This is a genomic window from Solirubrobacter pauli, from assembly GCF_003633755.1.
Lineage (GTDB): Bacteria > Actinomycetota > Thermoleophilia > Solirubrobacterales > Solirubrobacteraceae > Solirubrobacter > Solirubrobacter pauli.
Map to the genome: position 1 here is coordinate 1,943,869 of NZ_RBIL01000002.1, position 20,339 is coordinate 1,964,207.

The 20,339-nt window shown below is 72.1% G+C and carries 18 protein-coding genes; 5 read left to right on the forward strand and 13 right to left on the reverse strand.

Features of this window, described 5'->3' with window-relative positions; genetic code table 11:
• The first annotated feature begins 5 nt into the window (after positions 1-5).
• On the forward strand, positions 6-554 hold the full coding sequence (locus C8N24_RS28710; protein WP_121256643.1) for an RBBP9/YdeN family alpha/beta hydrolase: 549 nt from the start codon (positions 6-8) through the stop codon (positions 552-554).
• Here the strand turns inward: C8N24_RS28710 and C8N24_RS28715 are convergent.
• From C8N24_RS28715 to C8N24_RS28755, 9 genes are all read right to left on the reverse strand, one after another.
• Positions 535-1,584: an alpha/beta hydrolase gene (locus tag C8N24_RS28715; RefSeq protein WP_121256645.1), complete on the reverse strand. Its 1,050-nt coding sequence runs from the start codon at positions 1,582-1,584 to the stop codon at positions 535-537. The genes C8N24_RS28710 and C8N24_RS28715 overlap by 20 nt on opposite strands.
• Positions 1,581-2,525, reverse strand: coding sequence for a cysteine synthase A (cysK, locus tag C8N24_RS28720; protein WP_121256648.1), 945 nt, complete (start codon positions 2,523-2,525; stop codon positions 1,581-1,583). Before cysK ends, C8N24_RS28715 begins: the two co-directional genes overlap by 4 nt.
• A 7-nt stretch (positions 2,526-2,532) precedes the next feature.
• Positions 2,533-3,381, reverse strand: a complete 849-nt coding sequence (locus C8N24_RS28725) for a GNAT family N-acetyltransferase (protein ID WP_121256651.1) — start codon at positions 3,379-3,381, stop codon at positions 2,533-2,535.
• Positions 3,378-4,127, reverse strand: a complete 750-nt coding sequence (locus C8N24_RS28730) for an ABC transporter permease (protein ID WP_121256653.1) — start codon at positions 4,125-4,127, stop codon at positions 3,378-3,380. The genes C8N24_RS28725 and C8N24_RS28730 overlap by 4 nt, the downstream gene beginning before the upstream one ends.
• A complete protein-coding gene (locus C8N24_RS28735; RefSeq protein ID WP_121256655.1) occupies positions 4,124-5,029 on the reverse strand; it encodes an ABC transporter ATP-binding protein in 906 nt (301 codons plus the stop codon). Before C8N24_RS28735 ends, C8N24_RS28730 begins: the two co-directional genes overlap by 4 nt.
• Before the next feature lie 50 nt (positions 5,030-5,079).
• Positions 5,080-5,736, reverse strand: coding sequence for an SDR family NAD(P)-dependent oxidoreductase (locus C8N24_RS28740; protein WP_121256657.1), 657 nt, complete (start codon positions 5,734-5,736; stop codon positions 5,080-5,082).
• A 94-nt stretch (positions 5,737-5,830) separates the two neighbouring features.
• Positions 5,831-7,642: a methyl-accepting chemotaxis protein gene (locus C8N24_RS28745; RefSeq protein WP_121256660.1), complete on the reverse strand. Its 1,812-nt coding sequence runs from the start codon at positions 7,640-7,642 to the stop codon at positions 5,831-5,833.
• 84 nt (positions 7,643-7,726) lie between these two features.
• Positions 7,727-8,119, reverse strand: a complete 393-nt coding sequence (locus tag C8N24_RS28750; protein ID WP_121256662.1) for an RrF2 family transcriptional regulator — start codon at positions 8,117-8,119, stop codon at positions 7,727-7,729.
• Positions 8,120-8,206: 87 nt separating this feature from the next.
• Positions 8,207-9,304, reverse strand: coding sequence for an HDOD domain-containing protein (locus C8N24_RS28755; RefSeq protein ID WP_121256665.1), 1,098 nt, complete (start codon positions 9,302-9,304; stop codon positions 8,207-8,209).
• 501 nt (positions 9,305-9,805) lie between these two features.
• On the opposite strand from C8N24_RS28755, the gene C8N24_RS28760 reads away from it, so the two are divergent.
• The gene (locus C8N24_RS28760) at positions 9,806-10,678 is read left to right on the forward strand and encodes a deoxyribonuclease IV (RefSeq protein ID WP_121256667.1); all 873 of its coding nucleotides are present in this window, start codon (positions 9,806-9,808) and stop codon (positions 10,676-10,678) included.
• 40 nt (positions 10,679-10,718) lie between these two features.
• A complete protein-coding gene (locus tag C8N24_RS28765; protein ID WP_121256670.1) occupies positions 10,719-11,498 on the forward strand; it encodes a dioxygenase family protein in 780 nt (259 codons plus the stop codon).
• On the opposite strand, the gene dnaE is transcribed toward C8N24_RS28765, so the two are convergent.
• Positions 11,495-15,004, reverse strand: a complete 3,510-nt coding sequence (gene dnaE, locus C8N24_RS28770; RefSeq protein ID WP_245972003.1) for a DNA polymerase III subunit alpha — start codon at positions 15,002-15,004, stop codon at positions 11,495-11,497. The two genes, C8N24_RS28765 and dnaE, sit on opposite strands and share 4 nt — an antisense overlap.
• Before the next feature lie 73 nt (positions 15,005-15,077).
• Between dnaE and C8N24_RS28775 the strand changes: the two genes are divergently transcribed.
• Both C8N24_RS28775 and C8N24_RS28780 read left to right on the forward strand, forming a co-directional pair.
• Positions 15,078-16,139 carry a hypothetical protein gene (locus tag C8N24_RS28775; protein WP_121256675.1) on the forward strand — a complete coding sequence of 354 codons (1,062 nt, stop codon included), beginning with the start codon at positions 15,078-15,080 and terminating at the stop codon, positions 16,137-16,139.
• Between the two features lie 259 nt (positions 16,140-16,398).
• Positions 16,399-17,055, forward strand: a complete 657-nt coding sequence (locus C8N24_RS28780; protein ID WP_170179492.1) for a GntR family transcriptional regulator — start codon at positions 16,399-16,401, stop codon at positions 17,053-17,055.
• Between the two features lie 66 nt (positions 17,056-17,121).
• Here C8N24_RS28780 and C8N24_RS28785 read toward each other — a convergent pair whose 3' ends face one another.
• The 3 genes from C8N24_RS28785 to C8N24_RS28790 form a co-directional block, all read right to left on the reverse strand.
• Positions 17,122-19,320, reverse strand: a complete 2,199-nt coding sequence (locus tag C8N24_RS28785) for a hypothetical protein (RefSeq protein ID WP_147448031.1) — start codon at positions 19,318-19,320, stop codon at positions 17,122-17,124.
• Between the two features lie 71 nt (positions 19,321-19,391).
• Positions 19,392-19,559, reverse strand: a complete 168-nt coding sequence (locus C8N24_RS34405; protein WP_170179493.1) for a hypothetical protein — start codon at positions 19,557-19,559, stop codon at positions 19,392-19,394.
• Positions 19,560-19,786: 227 nt separating this feature from the next.
• Positions 19,787-20,311 (reverse strand): hypothetical protein, encoded by a 525-nt coding sequence (locus C8N24_RS28790; RefSeq protein ID WP_121256683.1) that lies wholly within the window; start codon positions 20,309-20,311, stop codon positions 19,787-19,789.
• Positions 20,312-20,339 lie beyond the last annotated feature (28 nt).

Below are 20,339 nucleotides of genomic sequence, written 5' to 3' on the forward strand. Positions count from 1 at the left end.
CCCGGATGTCACGCCCTTCGTATCTGATTCTCCACGGCTATCAGGGCTCAGGCCCGGGACATTGGCAGTCCTGGCTCGCCGGCCGGTTGCGTTCCGGTGACGCCGCGGTGCACTTCCCCGACCTGCCGGACGCGGACCAGCCGCGGCTGGAGGCCTGGCTCGACGCCCTCGAGCGTGAGCTGGAGCAGTTCTCCGAGCCGCCCGTGGTCGTCTGCCACAGCCTCGCCTGCGTGCTCTGGCTGCATCACATCGCGCGCGGCGGCCAGCCGGCCGAGCGCGTGCTGCTCGTGGCGCCGCCGTCCGCCGACGCGGTCCCCGAGGCGCTCGCGCACTTCTTCCCCGCTCCGGACGTGGCGCTCGACAACGCGCGCCTGGTCGCGTCCGACAACGACCCGTACTGCCCCGCCGGTGCGGCGACCGTCTACCCCGGCCTACCGACCGACGTCCTTGAGGGCGACGGCCACATCAACACGGACGCCGGCTACGGCCCGTGGCCGGCGGTCGAGGCGTGGGCGCGCGAGCACGCCACGCCCGTCACGCCACGAGAGCGGTGACCAGCTCCCGGATCGCTCCGGGATAGCGGTACGTCAGCCGCGCGTGCGTGCCGTCGAAGAGCTCGCACGTGTAGTCCACGCCCAGCTTCGCCAGCTCCGCCGCGAAGGCCTGGGCACCCAGGTCGAGGAAGTACTCGTCGCGACGGCCCGCGTCGACGTAGATGCGCTTCATCGAGCGCAGCGCGTCGGCGTGCCGCGGCGCCATGCGCACCGGGTCCTTCTCCAGCCACTGCGCCCACACGTCGTCGATCAGCCGGCCGTTCGCGTCGAACGGGATCAGCGCGCGGCCCGGGTTGGCCGGATCGGGTGAGTAGGCGGCGGCGTAGCCGTAGAGCTCGAGCAGGTGGACCCACTCCCACTTCGGCGGGTCGGTCGCGGCGACGGTCTCGAAGAACGTGTCCCAGGAGCCGTCGAACTCCTCGCGCAGCTGCCGTGCCCGCTGCGGGAACTCGGGCAGGTAGCAGGACTCGAAGAGCGCGTCGCCGGCGTGCGAGGCCAGCGCGCCCCAGACGTCCGGTCGCAGCATCGGCACGGCCAGCGCGCCGTAGCCGCCGCTCGACTTGCCCGTCAGCCCGCGATGGTCACGCGAGGCGGCGGTGGGATAGCGGTCGTCCACGAACGCGACCAGCTCGTCGCACAGGTAGTCCAGGTAGCGGCCCGTGCTCGTCGAGTTCAGGAACTGCGAGCCGCCGAACGACGTCCACGCGTCGACGAAGACCACGATCGCGTCCGGGCACCCGCCGCCCGCGAACAGCGCGTCGAGGCGCTCGATCATGTTCGGCTCGAACGGCTGGCGCGTGAACCACATGTCGAGCTGGCCCGTGTAGCCCTGGATGACGTACACGCTCGGCAGCGGCTTCGGGTGGTCGAGCTCCACCCCGGGCGGACGGTAGACGTACAGCGGGCGCCGCGACGGGTCGTCGAGCGGGTTGCCCGCCAGCGCGTCGGACTCCACCACCAGACGGTCGAGCGTGCCGTGCAACGGCCGCTCCCACGGCGCGCCTGCCGGCCCTTCGACCTCCCGGATCATGACGATTGCGAGGCGGGCGGCTCGGGAGCGAAGAACGGCAGCGACACGTAGCGCTCGCCGGAGTCCGGGAGCACGACCACGATGCGCTTGCCCTCGGCCTCCGGGCGCGCGGCGACCTGCAGCGCGGCCCACAGCGCGGCCCCGCAGGAGACGCCGACCAGCACGCCCTCGCGGCTCGCGGCGTCGCGCGCCGTCTGCAGCGCGTCCTCGTCGTCGACCGGGATGATCTCGTCCAGCACGCCGCGGTCCAGCACGGGTGGGATGAAGCCGGCGCCGATGCCCTGGATCTTGTGCGGGCCGGGCCGGCCGCCGGACAGCACCGGCGAGGTGAGCGGCTCGACCGCGATCACCTGGATGTCCGGGTTCTGCTCTTTCAGGAACGAGCCGGCGCCGGTGATCGTGCCGCCCGTGCCGACGCCCGCGACCAGGTAGTCGACCTTGCCGTCCATCGCCTCCCAGATCTCGGGCCCGGTCGTGCGCCGGTGCGCCTCCGGGTTGGCCGGGTTGGAGAACTGGTCGGGCAGGAAGTAGCCGTCCTCGGAGCCCATCGCGCGCGCGGCGGCGACGGCCTCGTTCATGCCGCCCATCGACTCCGTGATGTGCACCTGCGCGCCGTACAGGCGCAGCAACCCTTCGCGCTCGCGGCTCATGCCCTGCGGGAGCGTGAGGATGAGGTCGTAGCCCTTGGCCGCGCAGACGAACGCGAGCGCGATGCCGGTGTTGCCGCTCGTGGCCTCCACGATCGTCGTGCGGCCCGGCTGGATCCGGCCCTCGGCCTCCGCCGCCTCGATCATGGCCACGCCGATCCGGTCCTTGACGGAGCCGCCCGGGTTGAACATCTCGAGCTTGCCGAAGACCTCGGCACCGTTCTCGGGTGCGAGGCGCTTGAGCTGCACCATCGGGGTCCGGCCGACGTGATCGGCGATGTTGCTCGGAATCATCGGCGCCTTAGTCTGGCAGCGCCTTGTGGTAATCGTCGATCCGCCAGCGCTGGGACATGCCGACGCGCTCGTACAGGCGCAGCGCGTTCGGGTTGTCGGAGGCGACGTTGAGCGTCACACGCGTGTAGCCGTTGGCGGCCGCGGCGGCGAAGGTGGCGCGCAGCAGCGCCCCGCCGAGCCCGTGGCCGGCGTGGTCGGGATGCACCGCGAGCAGCTCCACGTAGGCGACGCCGTCGTCCCAGCGCCGCACGAGGGTGAAGCCCTTGCCGGGCTCCACGCGCGACGTCGCCGGGTCGAGGTTGTGCGCGTGCAGGTGCCGTGCGGTCCACGCGTCCTCGGGCCGGTGCACGTAGTCGGGGATGCGCGAGAACGCGGCGTCGTAGACCGCGAACAGCGCGTCCGCGGGGTCGAGCGCGCGGAACGCCGGCTCGCCCTCGTCGGCGAGGTCGCGTTCCAGCCGGTAGTAGGAGCGGACGACGGCGAAGCCGTGCGCCTCGAGCAGCGCCCGCGCGGCCGTGGCCCGGCTGCCGATGCCCTGCCGCAGCCGCGTCTCGCCACGCTCGCGGGCGCGCCGTTCGGCCCACTCGAGCAACGCCGTGCCCGCGCCTTCGCCTTCCCGCGCCGGGTCGACGACCGCAAGCAGGTCACCCGAGCGGAAGTGGGCGTAGCCGATCACGTCGCCGTCGGCCTCGACGACGATCGCGTCGTACTCGAGCTCGAACCCCGGCTCCGCCCACTCGTCGCGCAGGTCCTCGAGCGAGTAGTCGGGCTCCCCCATCTCCGCCACGTCGACCGCGATCACGAGCTCGGCCGCGCGCGCCGCGTCGGCTTCGGTGGCGGGGCGCAGCCGGATCATGCCGTGATGTCCCGCTTGCGGAGCATGAACATGCCGGCCGCGACGAAGATCGCGGCGTACAGCGCCAGCAGCAGGCCGGCCGGGAACCGCCCGAGCAGGACGTCGTCGTCGGGCGAGACGCCCACGAGCCAGTTCGCCACGGCGCCCAGGCTGTACTTCGGCAGGATGTCGTCCAGCGCAGCGCTGAGCGACAGCAGCCCGGTCGCGAGCGGCTCGATGACGAAGACGTAGACGAGCGCGCCGACGATCGCGCCGACCTGGTTGCGCACGAGCGCGCCGACGCCGACGCCGAGCGCCGCGTAGAGCCCGCACACGAGCGTGCCGCCGAGGATCAGGCCGCCGCGGCCGAGCTCGTCGGTGGGGAAGTCGCGCGCCGAGCCGAGGACGGCGACGATGACGACGATCAAGACGGTCGAGAACAGGCCGATCGCGAGGCCGGTCAGCGTCGCGGCGAGCAGCTTCGACGTCATCAGCCGGATCCGGTTCGGGACGACGAGCAGGCTCGGCGTGATCGTGCCGTGGCGGAACTCGGTCGTCGCGGCGAGGATCCCGATCAGCAGCGAGAACGTCTGGATCAGCTGGCCGATGAAGAACAGCAGCGGCTCGATCGGGTCGCTGGTGATGTCGGCCAGCGCGCAGATGAGGATCGTCGGCAGCAGCACGAGCAGGGCGCACGCGGCCAGGAAGGCGTAGAACGTGCGCGTCGTCCGGAGCTTGAGGAACTCCGCGTTGATCAGGCGGATCATGACGGGCCTCCCGTGGCGCCGGTGAGCTCGAAGTAGACGTCCTCGAGGGACCCGCCGATCGAGACCAGCTCGGAGATCACGATCTGGTGCTCGGCGATCACGCGGCCGACCTGCTCGCCCGAGCGGTCGGAGACCGTGATCTGCGTGGCGTCGCCGCTCACGCGGGCGCCCTGCGAGTAGAGGATGTCGCCGAGGCGGCGCACGTCCGGGCCGGACACGCGCACGCCGCCGTCGCGGCCGCTGCGTGCCATCAGCTCCTGCAGCGGCCCCTGCGCGACGCTCTTGCCCTTCGCGATCACGACCACGTCGTCGGCGGTCTGCGAGACCTCGGCGAGCACGTGGCTGGAGACGAGCACGGCGCGCCCCTCCCCCGCGAGCCGGCGCAGGAAGTCGCGCAGCCAGCGGATGCCCTGCGGGTCGAGGCCGTTGGCGGGCTCGTCGAGCACGAGCACCTTCGGGTCGCCGAGCAGCGCGGCCGCCAGCCCGAGCCGCTGGCGCATGCCGAGCGAGTACCCGCCGGCGCGCCGGTGGGCGGCGTCCTTGAGCGCGACGAGCTCCAGGAGCTCCTCCACGCGCCGGTTGCCGATGCCCGCGGCCCGCCCGAGCGTGCGCAGGTGGTTGCGCCCGCTGCGGCCCGGATGCAGCATGCCGCCGTCCAGCACGGCGCCCACGGTGTGGATCGGGTCGTTCAGCGTCGTGAACGGCTGCCCGTGCACGGTCGCGGCGCCCGAGGTCGGGTTCACCAGCCCGAGCAGCATCCGCAGTGTGGTCGTCTTGCCGGCCCCGTTCGGGCCCAGGAAGCCGGTGACGCGTCCTTCGTCCACGGTGAACGACAGGTCGTCGACGGCTGTGACGGGCCCGAAGCGCTTCGTCAGGCCCGCCACCTCGATCGCGTGTGGCATCGGTGAGAGAACCTAGCGTGATCAGGGCCGCGCGCGCCGCGCTGCAGCGCCTAGGCCACGAGCGCGGCCTTGGCGAGGCGGCTGACGTCGTCCGCCAGCACCTCGGTCTCGCCGGTGCGCAGCGCCTCGAGCGTCGCGTCCACGACCTGGCTCGGCGGGATCTTGTCCTCGGCCGGGACCGCCGCGGCCAGGTCGGTGTCGATGAAGCCGGCGTGGACGCCGACGACGAGCGTGTCCGCCAGCTCCTCGCGCAGCGCGGTCGTGATCGACCAGGCGGCCGCCTTCGTCGCCGAGTAGACGCTCAGCGAGAGCAGCGGCCGGAACGAGGCCACGCTCAGCACGTTCACGAGCGCGCCGCCTGCGAGCTGCGGAGCGAACGCCTGCGACACCCGCAGCAGCCCGATGTAGTTGACCTCCATCAGCCGGCGGGCCTCGTCGAGGTCCGCGGTGAGCGGCGTCGCGAGCGAGCCGATCCCCGCGTTGTTCACGACGAGGGTGACGTCGGTCAGCTCAGCCGCGGCTGCAGCCACCTGGGCCGCGTCGGTCACGTCGAGCTGCACCGGGATGACGCCCTCGCTCGTGACGGTCTGCGGGTCACGAGCGCCCCCGTAGACCTTCGCGCCCGCGGCGACGAGCGCCTCCGCGTAAGCCTTGCCGAGCCCGCGGTTCGCGCCGGTCACCAGCGCCACTGCTCCATGAAGTTCCATGGATTTGAAACTAGCAGCGTGGGTTGCATCATGCAACCCACGCTGCTCCCTGAAGAGGAACTGTCCCTCTTCAGCGACAGATGTCGCGTTCTCGCTAGGCCGGGGTGAGCCGGAACCGCGCGACGATCCGCTCGAGCTCCTCGGCGGTGCCGGAGAGCGACTCGGCGGAGGCGGCGATCTCCTGCGCGGCCGCGGACGTCTCCTGCGCCGACGCCGAGACCTGCTCGGTGGCGGCGGAGGAGCGCTCGGCCAGGTCGGTGACCGCGCCGATGTCGCTCTGGACCGAGCCGGCGCCCGTGGCGATCGACTCGACGATCGAGGCGATGTGGCCGACGCGGCCGCTCATGTCCTCGACCGAGGCGCCGATCTGCTCGAACGCGTCGCGGGCCTGCTCGACGGTCGCCGCGCCGGCGGTCGTGCGCTCGTTGGTGCGCTCGACCACGTTGACGACGTTGTAGGTCTCGCGCTGGATCTCCTCGATCAGCCCGGAGATCTGGCCGGCCGCGCCCTGGCTCTCCTCGGCCAGCTTGCGGACCTCCTCGGCCACGACGGCGAAGCCCTTGCCCTGCTCACCGGCGCGGGCGGCCTCGATCGCGGCGTTGAGCGCGAGCAGGTTCGTCTGCTCGGCCAGGGACGTGATCGTGGCGACGATGCCGCCGATCGCGTCGGACTTGATGCCGAGCGCCTGGATCGCGCCCGCGACCTCCTCGGAGGACTCGCGCAGCGCGTGCATGGCGCTGGTCGCCTCGGCGGCGGCGTCGACGCCGGCGCGGGCGACCGCGCGGGCCTCGTCGGCCGCGTCACGCGTCTCGCGGGCGGTGCGGGCCGACTCCTCCACGTGGACGGAGACCTCGTCGACGGCGACGCGGGCGTCGCTCACGGAGCGGACCTGGCTCTCGGCGCCCTCGGCGATCTCGCCGATGGCGAGCGCGATCTCACCGATCGCCCGGCCGGTCTCGTCCGCCGAGCTGGCCATCTGCTGCGAGGCGCTCGCGACCGTGGAGGACGCACCGGCGACGTCGCCGATGGCGGTGCGCAGGCCCTCGACCATGCCGTGCAGGGCATGGCCGAGCGCGTCCTTCTCGCCCCGCGGGACGACGTCGGTCGTCAGGTCGCCCTGGGCGATCCGGTCCGCGGAGCTGACGCTGTCGCGCAGGTAGTCGACCATGCCTGCGAACGCCTTGCCGGCGTCGCCGAGCTCGTCGTTGCCCGTGAGCTCGATGTCCTGGTCCACGTCGCCCTGGGCGATGTGGTCGGCGGCGTCGACGAGGCGGCGCAGGCCGTGCTTGATCGAGCGGATGATCATCGTCGCCACGACGACACCGGCGAGCAGGCCGCCGGCGAGCAGGAAGAGCGCGAGGTTGCGGGTGCTGGTCGCGGCGTCCGCGACCTGCTCGACCGAGTCGGCGGCGGCCGCGGCGTTGGCCTTGTCCCACGCGGCGATCGCGGCCTTGGTGTCCTCCCAGGCCTGGTCGCCCGGGCCGGAGGAGATGAGGCCGGTCAGACCGCCGATGTCGTTGGCCTGCAGCGCGAAGACGCCCTTGGTGACGTCCTGGTACTTGGTCCACGCCGCGACGAAGGCCTCGAGCTGACGACGGTCGGCAGCGCCGCTCGCGTACTTCGAGCGGTAGTCGTTGAGCGCCGTCGTGACGTCGGCCAGGTTGCCGTCCAGCTCCTCCTTGTCGGACTGGCGGACGACGAACAGGATCTGGTTGCGGCGGTACTTGCCGGTCAGGTCCTTGAGCTCGCCGATGGTGCGGGTGGCGGGGACGACCTTCTGGCCGATGTTCTCCGTGTCGGCGCGCATGCCCGACGTCCGTGAGACCGAGAAGTAGCCGAGGATCGCGATCAGGGCCAGCAGGCCGGCGAACGCCGCGATCAGCTTGGTAGAGATGGTGAGGCGCAAGGCAGTGAGTCCGATGGAGGGAACGGGGCCTCCCGGTCATCGGACGCGCACGATGCGTCTTGCGCGTATGTGAGCTTTCTCGCTCTAGATGTAATACATGGTCGCGCCGGCGGCCTGGTTCTCGCGCTCGACGACGTCGTTGATCGTCGTCTTGGCGAGCACCGCGCGCGCCGCGGCGGCGGCCTCGGCGAAGATGCCCTCGGCCTCGGCGCCCAGGCGGCCGTCGAGCAGCTCGACGACCTCGAGCACGGTGACCTCGCCGGGCTCGCGGGCGAAGGCGTAGCCACCCTTCACGCCACGCTGCGAGCGCAGGATGCCCGCGCGGCGCAGGACGGCGAACAGCTGCTCGAGGAACTGCACCGGCACGTCGCGCCGGCGGGCGAGCTCACCGATGGGAACCGGACCGGCCCCGCCGGTGCGGGCAAGCTCGGCCAGCGCGCGGATCGCGTACGGCGACTTGGTGGTGATCGAGAGCACGCGCCAATCCTGACACGCGCTCCGGATGGGCGCCCCGCCCGAGTAGGTCGGATGATCGGGGCGGGGCGGCGGGGATGTCCCCTGCTTCTACAACCAGCCGCGCTCGGTCGCGTGCAGGACGGCCTGCGCGCGGTCCACGGCGCCGAGCTTGCCGTAGATGTTGTGGAGGTGCGTGCGGACCGTGCTCGTGGAGAGCGAGAGCTCGAGCGCGATCTGCTTGTAGACCATGCCCTGGGCCAGGCGCTTGAGGACGTCCAGCTCACGTGAGGAGAGCGGGCACGGCTCGACCGCGCGCGGGCGGTCCTGGGACGGGTACGGAAGGTCGTAGAGCACCGAGCGCAGCTCGGAAGGACCGAAGCCGACCGTGCGCGCGGCGCGCAGCAGCTCGGTCGAGGAGACCGGGGACCCCTGCGAGTAGTGCGCGAGCATGTCCGCGAGGCGGACGAAGGCGGCGTCGCCCTGCGCGTCGTCGGAGTGGTGGCGCTCGATCGCGGACGCGACCGCGTTCGGCAGGTTCCAGCGGCGAGCGAGGACGCCACCGACCAGCGCGTGGTCGACGCCGAGCTCGCGGCGCTCGTAGTGCAGGCGCTCCTCGGGCGTGCGCGCCGGCCCGTGGACCTGCTTCGGGTAGCCCGGGTAGGCGTGCATGAGCACGAGCTTGCCGACGTCGTGCAGGAGCGCGGTGACGAGCAGACGGTCGCGATGCGCGTAGCCGGCGGCGGCCGCGAGACGGTCCGCGGCGCGCTGGACGGCGACGGCGTGCAGGCGGAAGCGCTCGGGAGCGGCGTCCCAGGTCTTGCCGCGCTCGAAGAACTCGAACGTCTCGGCGTTGGCCGCGAGGCGCTGGACGGCCTCGGGAGAGAGCACCTCGACGGAGGAGACCACCGACTCGACCTGGCCGCGCTTGGGCGACTCCAGGCCGTTGGCCAGCCGCATGACGGAGATGACCAGCGCCACGTCCGACTCGATCGCACGCACCACGTCACCCGTCGACGGGTTCTCCTCGGCGATCAGCGCGAGCAGGCGGTTCCGCGACTCGGCGAGCGCCGGGAAGACCTCGAGGGCCTCGAAGGCCGCTGTGAGTCGCTTGCCGTGCCCCTCGTTGCGGGGCCGGCCGACGACGGCGTACGGCGCGTCGCCGCGGGGGCGGGGCCGGACAGCGGCCGGTGCGGTGGCGGTGCTCATGAGTGAGTCATCGACCGCAGGAAGCTGTTCTGGAGTGTGGCCGGTAGTCACGGGCAAGTCACCTTGACCGTCTATCGGCAATCGTCGACCGATGGTTGAGGCCCCCGCCACGTCGTCCTCCTCGTTCCCGCCTACGCCTCGCCCGCACGTCCCACCCGCTTGAGGGTCTCCTCGCGCTCCAGCAGCGCGACCGTTCCGAAGATACTGGGTGAAACGGTCGGACCGGTAGAACAGACCGCAAAAGGCCGCCGGTTCGGGCGTCCTCGACGCTCGACGCGACGGTCCACCCCGCAATTTGCGTCATCGGGCGAACCGCTGGCCGGCGAGCCGGAGCGGCGTGAGAAGGAACTGTGGGGCACTTGTTCTCGTAGGTACCCCGAATCCGGCAAATTGTGAACCCACGCCATTTCGAAGGGCCTCGACGCAGTTGTTCCGTCCGAACTGGTTGCTAGCGACAGACGCAGTCTCCTGCGCCGAGGGCCGGTTGTACAGTCAGCGCCCATGTTGATCGGCGCACACGTCTCCCCTGCCGGCGGCCCGGCGAACGCGGTGACCCGCGGCGAAGAGCGCGGCTGCCGGTCCATCCAGATCTTCAACCAGTCGCCCCGGATGTGGAAGGCGCGCGTCTACAACGACGAGGAAGTGGCCGCGTTCCACGCGGCGATGGAGGCCTCCTACGTCGTCGAGGCGCTCGTCATCCACGCCGTCTACCTGCTCAACTGCGCTTCCGAGGACCCGGAGATCCGCTCCAAGTCGCTCGAGTCGCTGAAGGTCGCGCTCAACGCGGGCGCGCAGCTGGGCGCCGTCGGCGTGGTGCTGCACCCGGGGTCGGCGCTCAAGGACGGCGGTCCGGCCGACGAGGCCATCGCGCGCGCCGCGGAGGTCATCCGCGAGGCGCTCGACGAGTCAGAAAAGTGCCCGCTCCTGCTGGAGGACACGGCCGGCGCGGGCGGCACGCTCGGGCGCTCGTTCGAGGAGCTCGCGGCGCTGATCGACGGCGCCGGCGGCGGTGAGCGCCTCGGCGTCTGCCTGGACTCGTGCCATCTGTTCGCCTCCGGCTACGACGTCCGCACCGCCGAGTCGCTGCGCGGCGTGATCGACGAGTTCGACAAGGTCGTCGGCTGCGACCGGCTCGGCGCGCTGCACGTGAACGACTCGATGACGCCGCTCGGGTCCAACCGCGACCGCCACACGAACCTCGGCGACGGCGAGATCGGCCGGGAGGGCATGATCGCCTTCCTCTCGGAGCCGCGCTTCGAAGGCCTGCCGGTGATCTTCGAGGGCCCCGGCCGCCTCGGCAAGGGCGTCGAGGCCGTCGACATGGCCTGGGCGCACGACCTGCGCTCGCGCGGGCTCGCCGCACGGCTCAGCTGACTCACAGGGCGCTCCCAGGCTCCCACGCGATCCTGGGGCCATGCCTCATGACGATCATGACCTCGGGCTGAGCCACGACCTGCCCCGCCTGATCAGCCGTCGCCGGGCGCTCGGCGTGCTGCTCGGCGGGTTCGGCTCAGCCGTGGTCGTCGCGTGCGGCGGCACGAGCTCGCAGGATCGGAGCACCGCCGCCGGCGGTGACCAGATCCCCGAGGAGACCGCCGGGCCGTTCCCGGGCGACGGCTCCAACGGCCCCAACGTGCTCAGCGAGAGCGGGATCGTCCGCTCGGACATCACGCGCAGCGTCGGTGACGCCTCCGGCGTCGCCGAGGGCGTCCCGACCACGGTCAACCTCAAGCTCCTCGACGTCACGGGCGGCGGCGGACCCCTCGCGGGCGCGGCCGTGTACCTCTGGCACTGCGACCGGGAAGGCCGCTACTCGCTGTACGACGACGCGGTCGCCGGCGAGAACTACCTGCGCGGGGTCCAGGAGTCCGGCGCCGACGGCACGCTGACGTTCACGACGATCTTCCCGGCCGCCTACCAGGGCCGCTGGCCCCACATGCACTTCGAGATCTACGAGAGCCTCGACGCCGCCACGGCCGGGCAGGCGAAGCTGCGCACGACGCAGCTCGCGATTCCGCAGGACGTCTGCGAGGCCGTGTACGCCACCGCCGGCTACGAGCGGAGCGTCCAGAACCTCGCGGCGACGTCGCTGGACGACGACATGGTGTTCGGCGACGGGTACCGGAGCCAGCTCGCGAGCGTGAGCGGCAGCGTCGAGGACGGCTACACGCTCACGCTCAACGTGGGCGTCTAGGCGGCCGCGGACGCCGAGGCGCCGAGGATGCCGTCCAGCTCCGCGCGCAGACCGGCGTTGCGCGCCTGCACGCGATACCCGGCGCCGAACTTCAACCGCCGCAGGCCGGTGCGCGTGTGCATCTCGAGCACGAACTCGGTCTCGCCGGGATAGCGCTCGAACAGGTCACGCAGGTCGTCGATGACCGTCGCCGGCAGCTGGGCGGCGTGCACGCGGCGCTTGAGGGCGGTCGGCGCGGTGGCCGCGACCTTCGCGATCTGCGCCTTGGCCTTCTCGATCTCGGCCTCGCTCGGGTCGAACTTCTCGACGCTGGAGACGACGAGCGAGACCTTGCCCTGCTCCTTCTGCTCGACCTTGCCCTTGACGAGCATCGTCGCGTCGGTCGCGATCAGCTCCTCGATCGAGGCCATGACCTCGTCGAAGACCACGATCTCGACGGAGTCCTCGAGGTCCGCGAGGGTCGCGAACATCATCATCTTGCCCGAGCGCGTCCGGATCTTCTTGGACTCGGTGATCATGCCGCCGACCTTGCGCCAGTCGCCGTCGCGCGTGCCCGGCAGCTCGGCGATCGTGCAGTCGGCCTTCACCTGCAGCGCCGCGGCGACCCGCTTGAGCGGGTGCTCGGAGATGTAGACGCCGACGGAGTCCTTCTCCATCGAGAGCAGCTCGTTCGGCTCGAACTCGTGCGTCGGGACCGGCGGGTGGCTCGGCGCGGCCGTCTCGGTCGCGCCGCCCGTGTCGAACAGGTCGAAGATCGAGCCCTGGCCCATCTGCGCGTCCTGCTGGGCGCGCTGGCCGGCCGACTGCGCGGCGTCCAGGACCTCGAGCATGCCGCGGCGCGTCGCGCCGGTGGAGTTGAACGCGCCGCACTGGATGAGCGCTTCGATCGAGCGCTTGTTGACGGCACGGCCGTCCACCCGCTCGCAGAAGTCCCAGATGCTCGTGAACGGGCCGTCCTCGCGGGCGACCTTGATCGCCTCGACCGCCGCGTAGCCGACGCCCTTGACGGCGTCCAGGCCGAAGCGGATGTTGCCGTCCACGACCATGAACTCGTGATCCGACAGGTTCACGTCGGGCGGCAGGATCTCGATGCCCATCTGCTCGGCCTGGTTGACGAAGAACGGGACCTTGTCCTTCGTGTCCATGACCGACGAGATCAGCGCGGCCATGTACTCGGCCGGGTAGTTCGCCTTCAGCCAGGCGGTGCGGTACGAGATCAGCGCGTAGCAGGCCGCGTGCGACTTGTTGAACGAGTAGTCCGCGGACTTCTCGTTGGTCGCCCACAGCGACTCGATGACGTCGTTGGCGACGCCGTTCGCGCGGCAGCCCTCGATGAACATCGGCTGCAGCTTCGCCATCGCGGCGCGGTTCTTCTTGCCGATCGCCTTTCGGAGGTCGTCCGCCTGCGGGCCGGTGAAGTTCGCCAGGGACTTGGCGATCTGCATCGCCTGCTCTTGGTAGAGGATCACGCCCTTGGTCGACTCGGTGATCGGGATCAGCCGGTCGTCGATGTACTGGATCGAGTCCGGGTTGCGCTTGCCGCGCGAGTACGCGGGGATCTGATCCATGGCGCCCGGGCGGTACAGCGCCACGAGCGCGACGAGGTCCTCGAACTCGGTCGGGTTGACCTTGCGCAGGGACTCGCGCATGCCCTCGGATTCAAACTGGAAGACGCCGACCGAGTCGCCCCGGGCCATCATCTCGTAGGTCTTCACGTCGTCCAGCGGGATCGCCGCGATGTCCGGGCGCTCGCCGCTGGAGCGCTCGATGATGTCCAGCGCGTCCTCGATCACGTCGAGGTTGCGGAGGCCGAGGAAATCCATCTTCAGCAGGCCGATCTCCTCGATCGGCTTCATGCTGAACTGCGTGACGGTCCGGTAGACCTTGTTGCCGTCGTCGTCCGTCGTCTTCGCGTCGGCGAGCTGCAGCGGGACGATGTCCGTGAGGCTGCGGTCGGAGATCACGACCGCGGCCGCGTGGATGGACGCGTTGCGGACGATGCCCTCCAGGCCCTGCGCGACCTCGACGACCTGCGCGGCCACCGGGTCCTTCGCCACCTCGTTCGCGAGGTCCTCGCCCGGCTCCAGGCACTCCTTGAACGAGGGCGAGCGGCCCATGATCGGGTCCGGGATGAGCTTGGAGAGCTTGTCGCCGACGCCGTAGTCGTGGCCGAGCACGCGCGCCGCGTCCTTGGTGGCCGCGCGCGGGAACATGCGACCGAAGGTGATGATCTGGGCGACGCGGTCGGCCCCGTACTTGTCCTTCACGTACGCCATCACGCGCTCGCGGCCACGCACGGAGAAGTCGATGTCGATATCCGGCATCGACACGCGCTCGGCGTTCAGGAAGCGCTCGAACAGCAGGTCGTAGGCCAGCGGGTCCACGTCCGTGATCCGCAGCGTGTAGGCGATGATCGAGCCGGCGGCGCTACCACGGCCCGGACCGACGGCGACGCCGTTGTTCTTGGACCAGTTGACGAAGTCCCAGACGATCAGGAAGTAGGCGTTGAAGCCCATCTTGTCGATGACGCCGAGCTCCATCTCCATGCGCTCGAGCGCGTGCGCGGGGATCGGATCCCCGTAGCGCTCGGCCATGCCCTGCAGCACCAGCTTGCGCAGGTACTCCTTCTCCGACAGGCCCTCGGTCCACTCGAAGCGCGGGATCAGCTGGCCGCCGAGCGCGATCTCGACGTCGCAGCGCTCCGCGATCTCCAGCGTCGACTCCAGCGCGCCGGGGAAGTCCGCGAACGAGTCCACCATCTCCTGGGTGGACTTGAGGTAGAACTCGTTCGTGCTGAAGGACATCTTCGGCGCGGCGAGCGTGGACTTCGTCTGCACGCACAGCAGCGCGGCGTGGTTGCGGAAGTCCTCCTTGCGCAGGTAGTGGACGTCCGCCGTGCCGACGAACGGGCGCCCGGTGTCCTGCGCGAACTTGCGCATGCCCTCGTTGACCTGCTCCTGCTCGGTCAGGCCGTTCTTCTGGACCTCGAGGTAGACGTCCTCCGGGCCGAAGATCTGGATCAGCTGGTCCAGGTGCTCGCGCGCCTCGTCGTACTTGCCGTCCATGATGCGCTGGCTGGTGCGGGACGCCAGGCAGCCCGTGAGCGCGATGACGCCCTCCGAGTGCATCGACAGCAGCTCGAGGTCCACACCCGGCTTGCCGCGGTGCAGGCCCTCGAGGAAGCCCTTCGAGGACAGCGTCGTGAGGTTCTTGAAGCCCTCGTTCGTCGCGGCGAGCAGCGTGAGGTGGTTGCGCTCGACCTTGCGGTCACGCACCGTCCGGTCGTCGACGAAGTACGCCTCGAGCCCCAGCAGCGGCTTCACGCCGTGCTTCTTGGCCGCCTTGTAGAGCTCGACGGCACCGTTCATCACCCCGTGGTCGGTCAGCCCGATGGCGGGCTGGTCGTAGGCCGCCGCGCGCTCGGCCAGCTTGTCGATGTTGCAGGCTCCGTCGAGGAGCGAGTACTCGGAGTGGACGTGGAGATGGGCGACGGATGGGGTGCTCACGGGGAGGGAACCATAGGTGTCGCATCGGACCGAATCGACGCCTCCCCCGGAACGTGCGGAAAACTGCCGGGTCATGGCCTCCTACTCGTCGCTCGGCGTGCGGCGCGTGATCAACGCGTGCGGGATCTACACCGACCTCGGCGGGTCGTCGCTGTCCGCCGGCGTGTGGGCCGCGGCGGCCGAGGCGAACGCGACCTGGGCGGCCATGGACGAGCTGCTGGACGCGTCCGGGGCGCGGATCGCCGGGCTGGTGGGCGCGCCCGCCGCGCGGGTCGTGCCCGGGGCGTCCGCGGGGATCGCGTTGGCCGTCGGGGCGTGCGTGGCGCGCGGCGACGGGGCGCGGATGGAGGCGCTGCCGGCGGTGCCGTCGGACGTGCTGGTCCAGCGGGCGCACGCGGACGCGTACGTGTACGCGCGGTGTGCCGCCTTGGCGGGTGCGCGGGTGCGCGCCGTGGATGACGTCGTGGCGGCGTTGGAGACGGGCCCCGCCGCGGTGCTGCATCCGGCGCACCTGGACGACGTGGGCGAGCCGCTCCCGGTCGTCGCGGCGGCGGCCCACGCTCTGGGGGTGCCGGTGATCGTCGACGCGGCGTTCCAGTGCTTCCCGGTGTCGGCGTTCGGTCGCTGGTCGGCGGGTGGTGACCTGGCCGTGTTCTCGGCCAAGTACTTCGGCGGGCCCAACGCGGGCGGGTTCGTGGCGGGGTCGGAGGCGCGCGTGCGCGACGTGGCCGCGTTGGACTTCGTCGGCTACGAGAGCGGGCCGTGGCGGACGTTCGGGCGGGCGTTCAAGCTCGATCGCGCCGGCGTGGTGTCGGTCGTGGCCGCGCTGGAGGAGTGGCTGGCGTGCGATCACGCGGCGCGGCTCGCCGGCTACGAGGCGCTGGCGGCGCGGCTGCGGGACCGGGTCGGCGGCGAGTTGTGCCGGTTCACGCTCGACGAGCGGGTCCTGGCCGAGGGGCCCTTCAACGCGGTGCGCCTCTCTGGGCTGGCGAACGTCGCGGACGAGCTCGCCGCCGGTGACCCGAGCGTGCGCGGCGTCGTCGACGGGGACGCGCTCGTGCTCAACGTCGAGGCCCTGTCGTCGCTGGACGTTGACGAGCTCGCCGCGATCCTGTCCGCACGCTGTCCAAACTGAACGAAAGACCTGGCCTCAGCCGCGTGAACCCGTCAGACGTTTGTCCGTTGACACTGTGTTACTTGACAGTTCCACGCGATCCTCAGAGCATCGTGCCAATGCTGGTCACCGTCGTCTCCATGGCGCGCCGTAGCGCTGCTGCGCCTCTCGGCCCTGCGCCGTTCGCGCCGCGCCGGCGGGCACCGCGACAGGTCCGTGCACGGACCTCGTACGCCCGTGCGGTGTCCGCACGACGACTCACCGGTTCTTGGAGCGGATTGTGACCTTGGTCCCGCTCGAGCGGACCTCCCCCGCCGACACGATCACGGAGACGCTTCGTGACGAGATCCTCGCCGGTCTCTTCCCGCCCGGGACCGGCATCTCGGACAGCGACGTGCAGTCGCGGCTCGGCGTCTCCCGCGACCACGCCCGCGCCGCCCTCGGCCGCCTGGAGCGCGAGGGCCTCCTCGTCCACTCGCTGCACCGCGGGCTGGAAGTCGTCCGGCTCTCGGTCGACGACGTCCGCGACCTGTACGCGACCCGCCGCACGCTCGAGCTGGCCGGGCTGGAGGCGATGGTCCGCAAGCGCCCGGCCGACGACGTCTGGCTGCAGGCCGCCGTCGTGTCCATGACCGAGGCCGCCAAGGCGGGCGACGGCCGCGCCGCGGTCGCCGCGGACGCCGCGTTCCACCTCGCGATCGTCGCCTCCGCCGGCTCGCGCCGCCTGCGCACGGCCGCCGAAGCCGCGCTGCGCGAGCTGCGCATCATCCTCGCGGTCGCCGACCGCGTCTCGTCGGACCTCGACGACCTCGCCGCCGACCACGCGGGCCTGTTGGACGCGCTCGTCCACGCCCCGCCGCCTTCCGCGCGCGCGGCGCTGCTCGACCACCTGCGGCGCGGCGAGTCCCGCGCGCTGGCGGTCACGCACGGGGCCTAGCCACCGCGCGCGTCGTCCATCCCCGCGCCGCGCCGCCCGCGCTGCGCTATCCGCGCGGCGGCGTGTCTACGCGCGGGCCAGGTCGGTCCAGCGCTTGAGCGTCGCGACGGCCGTGCGGTCGCCGCGGATGACCGGCAGGTCGCCCGGCGCGGCCGGCTCGCCCTTCAGCAGGCGCTCGAAGGCCGCGCGCGACATCGTGACGGTGGCGTCCGCCGCGGCGCCCGCGGCGTGCTCCACGACGCTCAGGCGGACGCCGTCGCGGGCCGTGACGTACCAGGCGCGCGGGCCGAGCTCCGTGATCTCCTGCGCGACCGTGAACACGTGGCCGCGCGTCCATTCCGGCGCGACGGCGTACGGCAGCGCGGCGTAGACGAGCGCGGGCTCGAGCCGCGCTCCGGCCGCGACCGCCTGCGCCAGCGTGAGCGACGAGTCGGGCAGCGCCCGCAGCGGCTTCGCGCGCCGCCGACGGCCCGTGATCCGCGCGCCCGACCGGAAGCGGCCGAGCTTGGTCCGATCGCCCGCGAGCAGCTCGGCCAGCATCAGCGGCTCGCCCGCGATGTGGAACGCGGCCTCCTTGCGCGGGCGGCGCTTGGCGATCCGCTGCACCTCCGCCCCACCGTGCCCGACGGTGACGGCGAAGGTCCCGTGCCCGCGCACGGTCAGGTCGTACGACAGCGGCTCCTCGAGCACCGCGGCCTGTGCGGGCAACAGCCCGGCAAGCAGCGCGCCGGCGGTGAGCGAGTCCTCGCGTGCGAGCTCCACCAACGCGCGCCGCAGGCCGGGCGCGGGCTCCGTGACCCGGCGAAGCGCCTCGGCCGCGGCCTGTGCCGCGACCCGCGCGGCGACGGACGCGACCAGCACGGGACGGTGTGCATTCGCCGGGTCCTCCAGCGCGACGGGTGGGTGCTCCTCGACCACGCGGACGGGCGGCGCTGGCACGGCCCACGTCTCGGTGCCGTCGGGGGTCGGTGGGACGCTCGGGGCGGCTCCCACGGCGGGTGCAGCCACGACGGCGCGGTTGACGGCCAACGTGAACGGCGCGACGTCGTGGGCCCCGGACGGCGGCGCCGCAGCGTCGTCCGCCGAGGTTGCCGACGTGACCTTGTCGGCCCCGGACCGCGACGCCGCAGCGCCGTTCGCCGAGGTGGCCGGCGTGAACGGTGCGACGTCGTCCGCCACGGACGGCGCCGCCGGGGCGCGGTCCGCCTCGGGCGGGGCCGGCGCGGCACCGTCCACCGGTGCGGTCGTCGCGGCGTCCACGGGCGGCGCAGTCGTGGCGTCGTGCGCCGAGGGCGGGCCGGCGTTCGTCGTTGCGGAGTCGGTGTTCGGGGTCGCGGGCTGCGTCGGGTTGGCGATCGTGGCCGAGGCCGCCGCCGCGATCAGGCGGGAGACGGGCGATGCGGTGACGTCGGCCGGGGCCGGGATCGTCGCGCGGAGGGAGCTGGCGGCCGCTTCGAGGGCTGCGACCAGGCGGTCGGCCTCCTCGGTCGGGCGGGCGGGCGCGGTGGCCGCGGCGTGGGCGGCCTGCTGGCTCGCGAGCTCGGTGAGCGCGCCGGGCGGGACGGGGCTTCCGAGGGCCGACTCGGCCGCGGTGCGGGCGATGCGCTCGGTCTCCAGCGCGGAGCGCAGCTCCGTGATCTCCGCACGGGCGCGCTCGAGCTCGGCGCGCAGGTCGGCGAGCTGGGATTCGGCGGTGAGCACCGAGCGGTCCGACGCGCGGGCGGCCCGCTCGGCCTGCAGGTCGGCGCGGGCGCCGGCGAGGATCGACTGGACCGCCTCGCCCGTGGCGCGCTCGGTCTCCCGGGCGTGGGAGATGGCTTCGGCGGCGCCGGACACTTCGAAGCCGTCGACGGCTGCCGCGGCGTCCGTGGGCTCGTCGGTCGGCGGCGCCGTCCACGGCAGCGGCTCCGGACCGGCGGGCTGGTCCCGCGGGGGCGGCGCCACGGCCGGGCGGCGGGACGCGAGGTCGATGACCTTGACCTCGGCGCGGCCGTCCGGCGGGCCGGGAAGCGTGACGCGGGCGCCGTCCTCCCAGGCCAGCACCGCGACCGTCCAACTCAGGCCGGCGGGCACGAGGAAGTCGGCGGTGCGATTGAACCGCGCCCGCGGACCGGGCTCTATGCGGTGCTCACCCGTGCGCGCGGACTGCAGGACGAGCGCCGGCGGCTCGCCCCGCCCGAACTCCACGCGCAGCACGTGCGCGCCGCCCATGGCGGGCAGCCATTGGACGCCGCCGGGCAGCGCAGGGGAAGGTGACTCGGCCACGACGCCTCATGCTTGCAGGCGGTCCGGCGGCAAAAACGGCGGTGCGCCGTTATGGAAACGGCGCCCCTCGGTCACTCCGAGTCGCGCGCGGCGCGAAGGAGCGCAACCGTCACGGCGATCGCCACGGCGACCGTCCCGCCCGCGAGCAGCGACTTGGGCACATAGGTACGGCCGTACTTGCGGCGCAGCACGAACTTCAGTCCGAACCAGACCACCCGGCCGAGCAGCGAGTAGAACATGGCCCGCACCCTACCCGGCCCGGGAGCCCGGCAGGCGCGCGGGACGAACCACGCGGGGTGACGACGCTTGCGCGGGTGGGACGTGGCGCAGAGTGGGCGCGCGCCCGCAGTGCTCGTGGTGGGTTTGCTGGGCTCTGCCCAGCAAAGTGACCAGTCACCGAGTGAGTCGTCAGTTGATGTCGCCCAATGGCCGAGCCGGGCGCCACAGGCGCCCTCCGCGCGAGGCCTCAGTACCGGTGCCGCGGCTGCCGGGCGATGGCCCGCTCGTAGCGGAAGCCCTCGCCGTCGTCGGCTTCTTCGTAGCCGACGTCCTCGGGCGTGTCGTCGGCGTCACGGACGTCCCTCAGCCAGTGAGCGCCTGAGAGGTCGGTGCGGCCGGCGGCCTCGTCGAAGAGCCGAGCGTTGTCGATGTCGAGGATCTCGGCGGAGCGGCGGTGCAGGGCGGGGACGGCGAGCGCCTCGCGGGGGTCGCCCTCCTGCGCCAGGGAGGCGGCGACCAGGCCCTGGACGCAGGGCTCGCCCGACTCCATGCGCACGGCCAGGGCGGCCATGCGCTCGCTGAACACCAGCAGCAGGCCGGCGCGGACCCCGTCGATCGCCTCGCGGAAGACGGCTTGGCGGCCGGGCGAGGATTCGCTGAAGGCGCGGACCGCGCGGGCGACGCGCTCGTCCTCGGGGCAGGGGATACGGCTCCGGTAATAGCTCTCGCCGGGCGGCATGTCCAGCATTCCGAGCAGCTCACGAAGGTCCATGGCCCCGGCTAGTCAAGCATGCGCGACG